The following is a 12,536-nucleotide window of genomic DNA, read 5'->3' on the forward strand; positions in this document are numbered from 1 at the left end:
GTGCTCGCCACGGTCGGCATCGGCGTGCAGGGCGTCGCGAAGCTGCTCGTGACCGTCGTCGTCGGTCGGGTGTTCGGCACCGAGACCCTCGGGCAGACCACCGCCCTGCTGTCGCTCTCGGTCTTCGTCGCGCTGCTCTGGCCGAACGCCGCGGGCAACACCGCGTCACGGTTCCTGGCGATCGCGCTGCGGGGCCGGCGCTCCGACGCCGCGGTGAACCGGCTGCTCGGGGTGTCCATGCTGGTGTCGAGCGTGGTGCTCGCGGCGGTCACCGTGCCGATCGCGCTGGCCTGGGGCAACGGCCCCGGCATGGTGCTCGGTGGTGCCGCGGTCGTCGTCGGCTACGGCCTCTACTGCTACGCCCGCGGCGCGCAGCTCGGCTACGACCGGGCCCCGCGGGTCGCGCTCTGGGACTCCGTGACGAGCGTGCTGGCGCTCGGGTTGCTCGTGGTGGCGTGCGTCGCCCGCCTCGAGCCCTTCGTGCTGCTGCCCCTGGCCATCGGGTACACGGTGTTCGCGATCGCGTGCTGGCCGCGGGGCAACGGCTTCTCGCCGACTTCGCGCGAACCCGCCGCCGGGGTGCTCGGGTTCGCAGCGTGGAACGTCCTGGCCGTGGTGACCTCGAACGGGTTGCTGCAGTTGACGATGATCTCGGCGCAGGTGACGTCCTCGGCGCACGACGCCGGTGTCTACGCCGCCGCGTTCACCCTGGCGACACCGGCGTCGATGCTCGGACAGGCGTTGGGGCAGGTGCTCGTTCCGGCGTTCGCGCACCGGACCGACGGCGGATCGTTGCGCTCCCGCGGCGCCCTGCTGCTCGTCGTCGGGTTCGCTGCAGCATCCGCCGTCGTCTTCGGCCTGGTCGCCCTGCTCGCCGGGTGGTTCCTGCCGATCGTCTACCCCGCCGAGGGGGCCGCTGCCGTCGCCGACCTGCGGTACCTGATGGTCGCGGTGTGGGTGTTCACCGTCGGGCTCGTGCCGGCGGCGTTGCTGCTCGCCGCTGGACGCTCGCGCCAGGTTGCCCTTGCCTCGGTCGCCGGGTTCGTCGTCGGGGCTGGGCTCATGGCCGTGCTCGGACCCGTCGCAGGTGTCGCGGGTGGGACCACGGGATTCCTGGTGGGGAGTGCGGTGAACCTGGTTGCGGTGGTGGGGCTCGGGGTGCGGCGGCGCTGAGCCGAGCTACGCCTGATCACGCGGAGGCACCAGTCCAAGGGAGTTCACAACACCGATGACACCTCACGACACCTGACCATCAGCTACGCCGAACTGGCGCCGCTGTATCAGCGCAGCAACAAGCTACTCGCGTCGATGAGGCGCCGTCCCGAGGAGTGAGCCAGCTTCATCGAGGGCGGAAACACGTGAGGACTGCACGCTCCAGAACAAGCCTTGCGCGGTGCTGATGTCGAGCTGTCCGTATTGCACGACGGGAAGAGTGGGATTGTTCTTGAAACGCCGGTCAGGGCCGCCTTTGACGTTGACGTACTGCCAGGTCTCGCCGATCAGCTGGGTGTCTTTCGGCACTTGTCCGGGTTGTTCAACGAAGCGGGTCGCTGAGCGCCGTACTGTCAGGTGCCGGTAGCTGACGTCCGAGTAGCGCTTGCCGGAACCCACGAGGAGCCGATCCGGCAGAAAGTAGAGCACCTCTTTCCCCGCCCGGACGGTCGGAATGTCGATATTCGTGGACAGGTACTTCGGCTGCTGGATCCTCGCCTCGGCGGTGACTCGTTGAACGATGGACCCGACGCCGGCGTTGACCTTGTGCTGGTAGGTGGTCTGGACTTGGCCTGACTGGACGGTTCGCCACAGCTTGTCGCTGCTCGACGTTGCGTCCCACGAGGTGACAAAACGGTCGAACCAAAGAGCTGCGCTGCCCTCGAGGTCATAGAAGAGGACGACGTTCTTCCGAAGTCCGTCACGGAGGAAGAGCCACCAGCAGCCGGGGATGGCGAGAGCCCAGACGATGAGACCCCACGGCATGAGTGCCGCCCCGATCACGAACGCGACGATCGCAGCGATCCAGCCCCAGCGGGGTCGTCGAGCAGCCTCGTTGAGCTGCTGCACGATGTCGTCACCCCCAGTGGGTCGGAGTTCGAGAGCGGACAGCCCGCTGGTGTCGTCCATGAGGACTTCAGCTGGGTTCCACGGCACAGGTGGGACTGGGGGCGCCTCGACTCTGGAGCTACTACGCGCGGTTCTGGATGACAGGTACATCGCTCCACTGGAACCAACCCGTACGTAGTTCCCCCGGGGCCCGGAACCAACACGAAGCCCCGGCAATCCCGCGCTGACGCCGATGCCTGACTTTGAAAGGTTGAACCGCAGCGGCCCAGCCTTCACACTCTTGCGGATCGAGATCCCCATGTTCCCCTCCCTAGGTTCCCGCTCATGATGCAGTGCGACAGCCTCGGAGGCGAGTGATGAATCCCGTTACTGCACGCTTCGGGCACCCTTGCCCCCTCATCTGGGGGAGCTTCCCTGCGATCGCGGCGGCGGTCCGACTTCCTCCTTGTTGATGTGTCCACCTCATAGAGAGCGCACCACCAGAGAGAGGGCGCTCTCACTACGGCGCCCCCATCCAGCTAGCCGGGGCACCGAAATATGAGGGAAGAGACGCTGGTCATGATCTGAAACAGAGCCGTCACCGGGCACTTGCCGGCCGTGTCGGAAGCTGTCCGTAGCATCTGGCCTAGCTCACGTCCGTGAGCACTGATGGCAAAGGAGCCAATCATGCGAGTTGCCGCGTACCACTCGACGAACCAATCGGACCCCGATGTCCACCACGTGGACAACGACTGCCCCGTAGGACGACAGATTCCCTCCCACAACAGGCAGCCCGGCACTAACGGCTGGCGCCGCTGCGATCGCTGCAAGTAGAACGTGCCGTGGGCTCAGGCGAAACAGCCTGTGCCCACGGCGTCCTCCCGACACCCGAACCGATGGTCCGGAACACGCTGATCGGTCGAGTCCCCCAAGCCGCCGATCAGGCGCTCCCGCAAGCGTCCCGTACGCGACTCAAACCTCCGTGCGCGTCCTGCCCGCATCAGCGTCCTCTTGGAGACCAGCGAGGCACCACTTTTACCAACCCCTAAAGCCGTCCGCGGGCAACTGGCAGGTGCCGAACGCTTATGCCGGCATTCTCAAAGCGCCAATCAGGTTGCCACCTTCGGCATACTTGCAGCAGGCAGAGTTGACTCAGCCAAATTATTGAACGGCGCGGGGTTGGCGGCACGAGTGGCCTCGACCATCGCAGAGAAGCCCTCGATCGCACGAGCAACTCGTTCGCTGGACTTGAGACCTTGATTAGTAGCGGGCACCAACTGAGCCGAAAAAGCTAAGAGTGTGTCAACCAGTGGCTGCCATGCCTCCGCCGCCTCGATTGGTGAGACATTCTTCTTGAATTTGAGTTCAGTTCGATCTGCAATGGGACGACCGATTACCGTCTCGAAGCAGGAACCAATTGCCGCCAACATCAGTAGATTCGAGCCGCGCCCACGGAAAAACTCGGCATGCTTTTTCTGAGCATCGGTGCGTTCAGTTTCCGCAATGGCGATTCTCGCTTTATCAAAGCGTCGGCCGTCAGTGCAGCCTGGTCGAGTTCGCGCTGCACATTCTTGGACTCAGGGAGATTATGCGAGTACCAAATTTCAAATTCAGTGACGGTCCCCGCCTCCAGTGCAGCGCGCACTTCTTGCGCGGCACCGCGTAGCGTCCCTGGAACAGACTCAAGCGGACCAGCGATAAGCCAGCTTACCGCTGTGTTGGCGTCGGCTGCTTTATCCTCAGGTGCGGCTGGCTTATCTTCTTTCTCGCGGAAATAGCCTTGCCCAATGACTACTTTCGCACCGTCCCGGACAACCGCAACCAGGTCCGCCTTCTTGTCGTTGCTATGATCCGTCAGAGCATTTGTCGCAAACGCCTCAATGTCATCGACACCTAGCCGGATCTGGGCTAAGAAAAGAAGTAATGCGTTCGACCCGTACTTCGCCAGGTCATCGCGCGCTTTGAACGCGTTAAAGCCTGGTCGCCCCCATCGCCATGCTCGCCGTTCGCCTCGTTGCTCGTTGAACTCACTGTGCCCTCCTTGGCCGAGTCCAGTATCACCCATCAACGAGGGTTGCTCATGTCGGTTGGGGAGTGGCATCCCATCGAGTGACGGTGTCTTGGGTACACCTCAACGCCACTTCGTCGCCCGCGCGGACGGGCGTCATTCTCGGGCGCACCAAGGCGCTTCCGCCACAGCGCCGTGCAAGCGACCTGACCCGATGCCACACGGAGCAGGGTGTGTCGCTTCCGTTAGTAAGTACCCGGAGCTGGCGGTGGTCCGGTCGTGTCCCCCACCCGTAACTCCGACGTGAACGACGCCGGCTGCGGCTCTGGGCCTTCGAGCATGGCCAGGGCGGTGCGAGCTGCGGCTTGGCTCGTCTGCACGAGGGGCTGCGCTGGGATGGTCAAGCGCCTGATCGGCCTGCGGTGGAGCGGGCTGTCCTCCACCGTGATGCCGTCGAAGCCGACGACACTGAGGTCCTCGGGGACCCGGAGTCCGGCATCGATTGCGGCCGAAATGACCCCGACGGCGATCAGCTCACTCTGGGCGATGACGGCGGTGGGGCGGGGCCGTCCGGTGCGAAGAGCTCGCTGCCGGCAAGACGTCCCTGTTCCACCGAGCTGCCCGCGGTCTCGATCGCGACGGCTTCCGGGTCGACCCCCGCACGCCACGCAGTCGTTCGGTTGCTCTCGACTGGCGCAGGGCGTCTGGAGCCGTGAGCACACCGGACGTGAACGTCGAGCTGCGAGGCTGCAACGCCCTGAGCGGAAACGTTAGGACCCTTCGCAGCACCCTCCGGATGGGAAGCAGGGCAGCCGGAAACCGCAATGTCCCCAGGGTTGGGGCTCCCAGTCTCTTCTCAGGCGTTGCACTCTGACTTCATGTCGAATCCCATGACCCCTCCGCCGTACCAGGGCCCGCCCGCTCAGTATCCGGGTCCGCAGCCGCAGAAGCCACGGAACGGGCTGGGGACGGCGGCGATGGTGCTGGGCATCATCGCAGCGGTGTTCGCGATCATTCCGGGCTTGTCCTTCGGCGCGTGGCTGTTCGCGATTCTTGCGATCATCCTTGGCATCATCGGGATGCGAAAGAGCGGCGCTCCGCGCGGACGGGCTACAGCAGGCCTCATCGAAGGTGGCGCGGCGATGGTCGTGGCAATCGCCGTCAGCATTGCGAGTGCCGGCGCCTCTTCGGGTGGCTTTGAAGACGGTGTGGACGCCGCGCAGAAGTCCCCTGCCACATCTGCGAAGCCCGCGGAGCCGTCCGAGGCTGCGCCCAAGCCCTCGAAAACATCCAAGCCGGCCGCACCCAAGACAAGTGCCGCAGCTCCGGCAGCCGCTCCAGCATCCGAGTACGGCACGCAACCGGCTGACGAGCAAGCGTTCGCGAAGTCCATCGTCGACACACGCGCTGCGCTAGGAGATGCGTCTACCGATCTGCAACGGTCCCAGTTCGTCCGCAACCGTGACGCCGCGCTGTGCGCGACGTTGGGCGATGGGACGGCCACCGACTGGACCGGGAAGATCACCAGTATCGGAGCGAACGGCGAAGGGAAGGCCTACGTCGAGATCGAGATCGCCGACGACGTCACGATCAAGACTTGGAACAATGCCTTCTCCGATGCGGTAGATCAGACGCTTATCGACCCGAGCGCGCCGTTCTTCAACGGCTTAGTTGCCATGAACGAAGGACAGACCGTCAAGTTCACCGCCGCAATGGTGCCGGACGATGGTTCGTGCCTTTCGAAGGCCAACCTGACCGAAACGTTCTACGGCCTCTCGCCGGAGTTCGTTGCGAAGTTCTCGAACGTGGCGGCCGCGTAGCCGCTGCAAGAAGACGCCTCCCAGCGCAGTGCGCGCCGGGAGGCGTTTTCGTGCTGGTCAGCACTTGAAGGGCCAAGTGGGTCCGGCGAGCACGGAACGGCCTGCACCAGCTCGACCGCTGGGAGTCGAACCGCACCACCGGCAAGTTCGGACGCTGAAGGCGCACACGGAACCGGTCCACCGTGCGCCGGGTCCTCGGTACGGCGTATTCGGACGACGTGAGATCAGCGCGAAGGGGGCGGCGGCCCCGTCGTGTCCCCCACCCGCAACTCCGACGTGAACGACGCCGGTTGCGGCTCCGCCCCCTCGAGCATGGCCAGAGCGGCACGGGCTGCGGCCTGGCCCTTCTGCACGAAGGGCTGCACCAGGGTGGTCAGGTGCCGGATCGGGGTGCGGTGGAGCAGGCTGTCGTCCACCGTGATGCCGTCGAAGCCGACGACGCTGACGTCCTCGGGGACACGGAGTCCGGCGTCGAGCGCGGCCGCGATCACGCCGACGGCGATCAGGTCGCTCTGCGCGACGACGGCGGTGGGGCGGGGGCCATCGGCTGCGAAGAGCTCGGTGCCGGCGAGACGCCCCTCTTCCACCGAACTCCCGGCGGTCTCGATCGCGACGGCGTCCGGGTAGACCTCTCGCACACCACGCAGTCGTTCGAGCGTGGTGAAGGCGATGCCCTCGGCCTGGCGAGCAGCGTCGATCGGGCCGCGTCGGCGTGCGGCGTCGAGGGGCAGGGTCACGACGGTGACGGCGGCGTGCCCGAGGTCCTGCAGGTAGGCGGCAGCGCGGCGTGAGGCATCGCGGTTGTCGAGCTGGACGGGGACAGCGCCCTCGATCTCGTCCGCCTCGATCGCGACGACCGGGATCTGCCGACGCCGCAGCACCGCGACGGCGGGGTCGATCCGGACGTTGCACCCGACGAGCACGACGGCGTCCATCGGGGCGTCGACCAGCGGGCCGGCACCCTGCTCGTCGTCGAGTGGACTCCGCACGAGCAGCAGCGAGGCACCTGCAGCACCCGCGACCTCGGCGATGCCGTCCAGTGTCAGGACGTTGACCGGGTCACGGAACGCATCGCTCAGGCGCTCGTCCATCACGACGCCGATGACGCCGGAACGACCGCGGCGCAGCGAGCGAGCACGGGGGTCGGGGCCGCCGTAACCGAGGTCGGCGGCGGCGGCGAGCACGCGGGCCTTGGCGTCCTCGGACACCGGGCCGAGGCCGCTGAACGCGAGCGACGCCGTCGACGGCGCGACACCGGCGGCACGGGCGACCGCCGCGAGCGTCGGGCGCGACGAGCGGGTGACGCCACCACGGGAAGGCGACGCGCCGGGTCCTGTTGCCGGTTCGTCCATCGCCCGTTAGCGTAGCCGGAACGAGCAGTCGAATCGATTCGACAGCCGCAAGACCAGCACCGACACGCACCAGAACGCGCAGCACCGCGCGCGCCGCAGCACGATGGGAACCACCATGACGACGCCGTCCACCCGAACCGTCCCGACCACCAAGGCCTGGATCATCGCGGTGTTCGTCGTGTTCACCCTGTCCGGGCTGGACATCGCGACGTGGCTGGGCCGAATCCCGAGCGTCCGCGACTCCCTCGGGGCGAGCACGTTCGAGATGGGCCTGCTCGTGCTCGGCATGGCCGTCGGCTCCATCGGCGGTCTGACCTTCGCCGGCCACATCGTCGCCAAGCTCGGTGCTCGCCGGGGCGTGCAGGTGGCTGCGGCGTGCCTGGCGGTCGGCATGGTCTTCGCGGGAGTCGCGGTCACGCTCGGGTGGGGCTTCGCCGCCATCTGGATCGCGCTCATCGCGTTCGGCTTCGGCAACGGACTGTGCGACGTGTCGATGAACGTCTCCGGCGCCGCCGCCGAGAAGGCCGGCGGGCGCACGATCATGCCGCTGTTCCACGCCGCGTTCAGCCTCGGCACGCTCGCCGGCGCGGGCCTCGGCGCCCTGGCCGAGAAGCTCGAGATCCCGGTCTCGTGGCACTTCATCGTGCTCGTCGTCATCACGAGCGCCGCCATGCTCGTCGCCGTCACGAAGTTCCAGGACGAGCACCGCTTCGAGCAGCCGGTGTCGACCGACACCAGCCCGATCGCGACCCCGCTCACCCGCTGGCAGGTCTGGGCACAGCCCTCCACCCTGCTCATCGGCGTGATCGTGCTCGGCATGGCGCTGGCCGAGGGGTCCGCGAACGACTGGCTGCCCCTCGCGATGATCGACGGCCACGGGCTCGACAACGCCGGCGGGGCTGCCGTGCTGACGGTGTTCCTCGCCGCGATGACCGCCGGCCGCGTCGCCGGCAGCCCGCTGATCGACAAGTTCGGCCGCGTGCCGATCCTGCGCATCAGCGCCGCCGTCGCCGTGGTCGGCCTCGGCATGCTCATCTTCATCGACAACGTGCCGCTCGCGATCGTGGGCGTCGTGCTCTGGGGTCTCGGTGCCAGCCTCGGTTTCCCGATGGGCATGTCCGCCGCTGCCGACGACCCCCGCACCGCCGCCGCCAGGGTCAGCGCCGTCGCGACGATCGGCTACGTGGCGTTCCTGGCCGGGCCGCCCCTGATCGGGTTCCTCGGCGAGGAGATCGGCCTGCTCGGGGGGCTGCTGATCGTCTTCGTGTTCATCATCGCGGCCGGACTCGCGTCGGGCGCCGCTCGTGAGACCGGCGCCGCCGCCCGCCCGACCCGCAGCACGGGCGACGTGGACGGCGGAGGCGAGCCGCGCCTCCAGGTCGACAGCGCTGCCAGCGCTGCCATCGCAACCGACGCTGCCAGCACCCGCGACAGCAGCGACGACGTCGACGGTGGCGGTGCCCGCACCGACGTGCCGTCGGCCCGGGGCCACGACGCCGGTTAGGCTTCCGGGGTGCGTCTCGTCATCGCCCGGTGCTCCGTCGACTACGCGGGCCGGCTCTCCGCCCACCTGCCGCTCGCGACCCGCCTGCTCATGCTCAAGGCGGACGGCTCCCTGCTCGTGCACTCCGACGGCGGCAGCTACAAGCCGCTGAACTGGATGAGCCCGCCCTGCTCGATCGAGATCACCGAGCCGGACGACGAGCAGTCGAGCGCGGGCATCACGCAGGTGTGGACGGTGACGCAGAAGAAGACGCAGGACAAGCTCATCGTCTCCCTGTACGAGGTCATCGCCGACGAGACCCACGACCTGGGCGTCGACCCGGGCCTGGTGAAGGACGGCGTCGAGGCGCATCTGCAGCAACTCCTGGCCGAGCAGATCGAGCTGCTCGGAGAGGGCCACACCCTGGTCCGCCGCGAGTACATGACGGCGATCGGGCCGGTCGACATCCTGGCCCGCGATGACGCGGGAGCGAGCGTCGCCGTCGAGATGAAGCGCAACGCCAACATCGACGCGGTCGAGCAGCTCACCCGGTACCTCGAGCTCATGAACCGCGACCCGCACCTGCGTCCGGTGCAGGGCGTGCTGGCGGCGCAGACGGTGGCACCGCAGGCGCGCACCCTCGCCGAAGACCGCGGCATCCGCGTCCTCGTGCTCGACTACGACGCGATGCGCGGCATCGAGGGCGGGCACACCCGCCTGTTCTGAGCGGACCACGTCTCCCCCTCCCGCGGAACCAGGTTCCGGACACCACACCGCGCTTGTCCACGGTTCTGTGTCCGGAACCTGGTTCCGAACGGACGGACCGGCCTGGAGGCACGGCGCACCCCCGCCCCGCCGCCGACGGATCCCGGATGGTCGCCGCCACGGCCCGGCTAGGGTGGACAGGACATGACCAGCCCGTTCTCCGCCATCCTGTTCGACCTCGACGGCACCATCAGCGACTCCGCGCCGGGCATCCTCGAGAGCCTGACGCACACCTTCCGCACCGTCGGCGTCCCGGTGCCGGACCACGACACCCTGATGTCGTTCGTCGGTCCGCCGATCATGGACACGTTCCGGGTCGCGATGGGCATGGACGAGGAGCTCGCCGACCACACCCTCGCCGTCTACCGCGAGCACTACTTCTCGCACGGGGCGCTCGACTCCGAGATGTTCCCGGACATCGACGTCGTGCTGCGCACCCTGCACCAGGCGGGGCTGCCGATCTCGACGGCGACGAGCAAGCCGGAGACGCCGGCGACCTACATCCTCGAGCACTACGGGCTCACCGGGGACATCGACATCATCACGGGTGCCAGCGACGACGAGGTGCGGTCGAGCAAGGCCGACGTCGTCGAAGAGGCACTGCGACGACTCGATGCCCACGGCTTCGACATCACCCGCCCGGTGCTGATCGGCGACCGGAAGCACGACGTCGAGGGCGCCACCGCGCACGGCGTCCCGGTCGTCTTCGCCGAGTGGGGCTACGGCTCCCCCGACGAGGCCGAGGGCACCATCGCCCGCGCCGCCACCCCGCTCGACCTGCTGCCGATCCTGCTGCCGTCCGCGACACCGTCCGCATGAGCGGCGACGTCGTCCGGCGGGGGCTCCGCGGGGCCGGCTGGCTGCTGCCGGCGGCCATCGTCCTGATCGCACTGAACTTCCGCGGCCCGATCGTCGCGACCGCACCGGTCATCGGGGACGTCCGCGCCGACCTCGGCCTGACCGCGACGATCGCCGGGCTGCTGACGACGATCCCGGTGCTGTGCTTCGCCCTCGCGACGCCGTTCGCCAGCTGGGTCATCGCGAAGGCCGACCCGGAGCGCGCGGTGTCCCTGTCGCTCGTCATCGTGCTCGCCGGCACCGTCCTGCGCTCGATGCCCTCGTCGGCGGCGCTGCTGATCGGCACCGCCGTCATCGGCATCGGCATCACGATCGGCAACGTGGTGATCCCGGTGGTCATCCGGCGGGACACCTCGCCGGAGCGCGTCGGCCTGGTCACCGGCGTCTACACGTCGGCGCTCAACGTCGGGTCGATGATCATGTCGCTCGGCACCGCTCCCCTGGCAGCCCTGTGGGGCTGGCCGGTCGCCATCGCGATCTGGGCGGTCTTCGCACTCATCGCCGCCGCTGCCTGGACCTACGCGGTCGGTGCTCGCGCGGCCTGGCGCCGCCCGCTCCCGTCCGAGCGGGACGAGCCGCTGCCCGTCACGGGTCCGATCGACCAGGTGCTCGACACCGGGGCGATCCGGACGGCCCGCGCCGCCGCGGCCGCACGGGTCGCCGCCGCCGAGCCCATCCGACCGGCACGGCGGCTCATCACCTGGGGCCTGACGCTCGCGTTCGGCGGTCAGGCGTTCTCGTACTACGCCCTGACCGCGTGGATCCCGACGCTGCTGCACGACGAGATCGGCTTCTCGAAGGCGTCGTCGGGCGCGAGCTCGTCGGTGTTCCAGATCCTGGCCGTCGTCGGGGCGCTCGGTGTCCCGCTGCTCGCGACCCGGTGGCGTCCGGCGGCGATCATCGCCCTGGTCGGCACCCTGTGGCTGGCGATGCCGCTCGGGCTGCTGTTCGCCCCGCAGCTCTGGTTGCTGTGGTCGGTGCTCGGTGGCGCTGCCCAGGGTGGCGGCATCACCGTGATCTTCATCGTGATCGTGCGGATCGTCTCGAGCGATGCCGACGCCCGCAGGATGTCCGCGTTCGTGCAGGGCGGCGGGTACCTGCTCGGCTCGGCCGGGCCGCTCGTCGCCGGTGCGCTGCACGGAGCGACGGGGACCTGGACGGCACCGCTGCTCGTCGTGCTCGTCGCGGTGCTCACCCTCGGTGTCGTCGGGACGTTCGCCGCGCGACGGGTGTCCTGACCGAGGACGTCGGCACGTGCGCCGCTTCGTGAGCAGGAACGGTCGGGTGCCCGCGGCCGACCCGACACCTTCTGCTCACCAAGCACGGCGCCGGCCACGCGCGTGCGGCTCAGCCCGCGGCGAGCACCTCGCGCAGGGACATCGGCGGACGGCCGGTGATGCGTTCGACGTCGCCGGACACGTGCGCGAGCGCCCCCTCGGCGATGGCCGTGTAGGTGCTCACCCAGGCGTCGGCCTGCCACGGCTCCGGGTTCCACCGCGCACGTGATGCGTACGCCTCGTCGAGCGTCTCCGGGTGGTAGCTGACCGTGCGACCGCGGACCTCGGACACGATCGCCGCCGCCTGGGCGAGGGTGATCGCCTCGGGGCCGGTCAGCTCGTACGTCTGGTCGCGGTGGGCGTCCGGGTCGTGGAGCACGGCGGTCGCGACGCGGGCGACGTCGGCACGGGCCACCGCGGCCATGGCGCCGTCGCCGGCCGGGCCGCGGATCACGCCGTCCTCGCCGACCAGGTCCTCGACGAAGTCCAGGTAGAAGCTGTCGCGCAGGAACGTGAACGCCATCCCGCTCTCGCGGATCGCCTGCTCCGTCGCCCAGTGGTCGCGTCCGAGCGTGAAGGTCGCGTCGGGAGCCGCGCCGAGGAACGACGTGTAGACGACGTGCCGCACGCCCGCGTCCGCCGCCGCGGCGACGAACGCCCGGTGCTGGTCGAGGCGGTCCTGGGCCTCGGCCGCCGAGACCATGAGCAGCACCTCGACGCCCTGCAGCGCGTTCCGGCTCGCGTCGGCATCGGCGAAGGTCGCGACGGCGACCTCGGTGCCGGGCAGCTCCGGCGCACGCGAGGCGTCGCGCACGAGCATCCGGAACGGCACGGCGTCCGCGGCGAGCGCCGCGCTCACGGCGCCCCCGATGTTGCCGGTCGCGCCGGTGATGGCGATGGTCATGGTCGCTCCTCGTGTCGGTGTCGCGTGGT

At 68.6% G+C, this 12,536-nt stretch carries 12 protein-coding genes and 1 pseudogene; 6 read left to right on the forward strand and 7 right to left on the reverse strand.

The annotated features are described in order from the left end of the window. Positions 1-1,173, forward strand: coding sequence for a lipopolysaccharide biosynthesis protein (locus tag DEJ35_RS12070; protein WP_146244790.1), 1,173 nt, complete (start codon positions 1-3; stop codon positions 1,171-1,173). Between the two features lie 123 nt (positions 1,174-1,296). On the opposite strand, the gene DEJ35_RS12075 is transcribed toward DEJ35_RS12070, so the two are convergent. The 5 genes and pseudogenes from DEJ35_RS12075 to DEJ35_RS12080 all read right to left on the reverse strand — a co-directional run bounded on the left by DEJ35_RS12075 (position 1,297) and on the right by DEJ35_RS12080 (position 4,770). Next, positions 1,297-2,121, reverse strand: a complete 825-nt coding sequence (locus tag DEJ35_RS12075; RefSeq protein ID WP_258378475.1) for a hypothetical protein — start codon at positions 2,119-2,121, stop codon at positions 1,297-1,299. A 105-nt stretch (positions 2,122-2,226) separates the two neighbouring features. Beyond that, positions 2,227-2,361: pseudogene (locus DEJ35_RS17715) on the reverse strand (DUF4236 domain-containing protein); the annotation flags it as partial. Between the two features lie 788 nt (positions 2,362-3,149). Next, positions 3,150-3,470 (reverse strand): hypothetical protein, encoded by a 321-nt coding sequence (locus DEJ35_RS17055; protein ID WP_146244791.1) that lies wholly within the window; start codon positions 3,468-3,470, stop codon positions 3,150-3,152. Continuing rightward, positions 3,470-4,105: a hypothetical protein gene (locus DEJ35_RS17060; RefSeq protein WP_146244792.1), complete on the reverse strand. Its 636-nt coding sequence runs from the start codon at positions 4,103-4,105 to the stop codon at positions 3,470-3,472. Before DEJ35_RS17060 ends, DEJ35_RS17055 begins: the two co-directional genes overlap by 1 nt. A 188-nt stretch (positions 4,106-4,293) precedes the next feature. Beyond that, the gene (locus DEJ35_RS12080) at positions 4,294-4,770 is read right to left on the reverse strand and encodes a substrate-binding domain-containing protein (RefSeq protein ID WP_146244793.1); all 477 of its coding nucleotides are present in this window, start codon (positions 4,768-4,770) and stop codon (positions 4,294-4,296) included. A gap of 156 nt (positions 4,771-4,926) precedes the next feature. Here DEJ35_RS12080 and DEJ35_RS12085 point away from each other — a divergent pair, with 156 nt between their 5' ends. Further along, entirely contained in the window at positions 4,927-5,868 is a 942-nt protein-coding gene (locus DEJ35_RS12085; protein ID WP_146244794.1) for a hypothetical protein, read from the forward strand. Positions 5,869-6,092: 224 nt separating this feature from the next. Here DEJ35_RS12085 and DEJ35_RS12090 read toward each other — a convergent pair whose 3' ends face one another. Next, positions 6,093-7,220 (reverse strand): substrate-binding domain-containing protein, encoded by a 1,128-nt coding sequence (locus DEJ35_RS12090; protein ID WP_111192808.1) that lies wholly within the window; start codon positions 7,218-7,220, stop codon positions 6,093-6,095. A 115-nt stretch (positions 7,221-7,335) separates the two neighbouring features. Here DEJ35_RS12090 and DEJ35_RS12095 point away from each other — a divergent pair, with 115 nt between their 5' ends. From DEJ35_RS12095 to DEJ35_RS12110, 4 genes are all read left to right on the forward strand, one after another. After that, positions 7,336-8,724, forward strand: a complete 1,389-nt coding sequence (locus DEJ35_RS12095) for an MFS transporter (RefSeq protein WP_258378476.1) — start codon at positions 7,336-7,338, stop codon at positions 8,722-8,724. A gap of 9 nt (positions 8,725-8,733) precedes the next feature. After that, positions 8,734-9,429 (forward strand): endonuclease NucS, encoded by a 696-nt coding sequence (gene nucS, locus DEJ35_RS12100; RefSeq protein WP_111090786.1) that lies wholly within the window; start codon positions 8,734-8,736, stop codon positions 9,427-9,429. Between the two features lie 183 nt (positions 9,430-9,612). After that, entirely contained in the window at positions 9,613-10,287 is a 675-nt protein-coding gene (locus tag DEJ35_RS12105; protein ID WP_111192809.1) for an HAD hydrolase-like protein, read from the forward strand. Then, a complete protein-coding gene (locus DEJ35_RS12110) occupies positions 10,284-11,564 on the forward strand; it encodes a CynX/NimT family MFS transporter (RefSeq protein WP_111192810.1) in 1,281 nt (426 codons plus the stop codon). Before DEJ35_RS12105 ends, DEJ35_RS12110 begins: the two co-directional genes overlap by 4 nt. Before the next feature lie 109 nt (positions 11,565-11,673). Here DEJ35_RS12110 and DEJ35_RS12115 read toward each other — a convergent pair whose 3' ends face one another. Further along, a complete protein-coding gene (locus DEJ35_RS12115; protein WP_111192839.1) occupies positions 11,674-12,507 on the reverse strand; it encodes an SDR family oxidoreductase in 834 nt (277 codons plus the stop codon). Positions 12,508-12,536: the final 29 nt, after the last annotated feature.

Origin of the sequence: Curtobacterium sp. MCPF17_051, from assembly GCF_003234595.1 — a bacterium.
GTDB lineage: Bacteria > Actinomycetota > Actinomycetes > Actinomycetales > Microbacteriaceae > Curtobacterium > Curtobacterium flaccumfaciens.

Excerpts from the sequence above, each read along its gene's own strand:
- DEJ35_RS12090 (WP_111192808.1), bottom strand. The coding sequence starts at position 7,220 with ATGGACGAACCGGCAACAGGACCCGGCGCGTCGCCTTCCCGTGGTGGC.
- DEJ35_RS12110 (WP_111192810.1), top strand. The coding sequence starts at position 10,284 with ATGAGCGGCGACGTCGTCCGGCGGGGGCTCCGCGGGGCCGGCTGGCTG.
- DEJ35_RS12085 (WP_146244794.1), top strand. The coding sequence starts at position 4,927 with ATGTCGAATCCCATGACCCCTCCGCCGTACCAGGGCCCGCCCGCTCAG.
- DEJ35_RS12105 (WP_111192809.1), top strand. The coding sequence starts at position 9,613 with ATGACCAGCCCGTTCTCCGCCATCCTGTTCGACCTCGACGGCACCATC.
- DEJ35_RS12095 (WP_258378476.1), top strand. The coding sequence starts at position 7,336 with ATGACGACGCCGTCCACCCGAACCGTCCCGACCACCAAGGCCTGGATC.
- DEJ35_RS12075 (WP_258378475.1), bottom strand. The coding sequence starts at position 2,121 with ATGGACGACACCAGCGGGCTGTCCGCTCTCGAACTCCGACCCACTGGG.
- DEJ35_RS17055 (WP_146244791.1), bottom strand. The coding sequence starts at position 3,470 with ATGTTGGCGGCAATTGGTTCCTGCTTCGAGACGGTAATCGGTCGTCCC.
- DEJ35_RS17060 (WP_146244792.1), bottom strand. The coding sequence starts at position 4,105 with ATGGGTGATACTGGACTCGGCCAAGGAGGGCACAGTGAGTTCAACGAG.
- DEJ35_RS12115 (WP_111192839.1), bottom strand. The coding sequence starts at position 12,507 with ATGACCATCGCCATCACCGGCGCGACCGGCAACATCGGGGGCGCCGTG.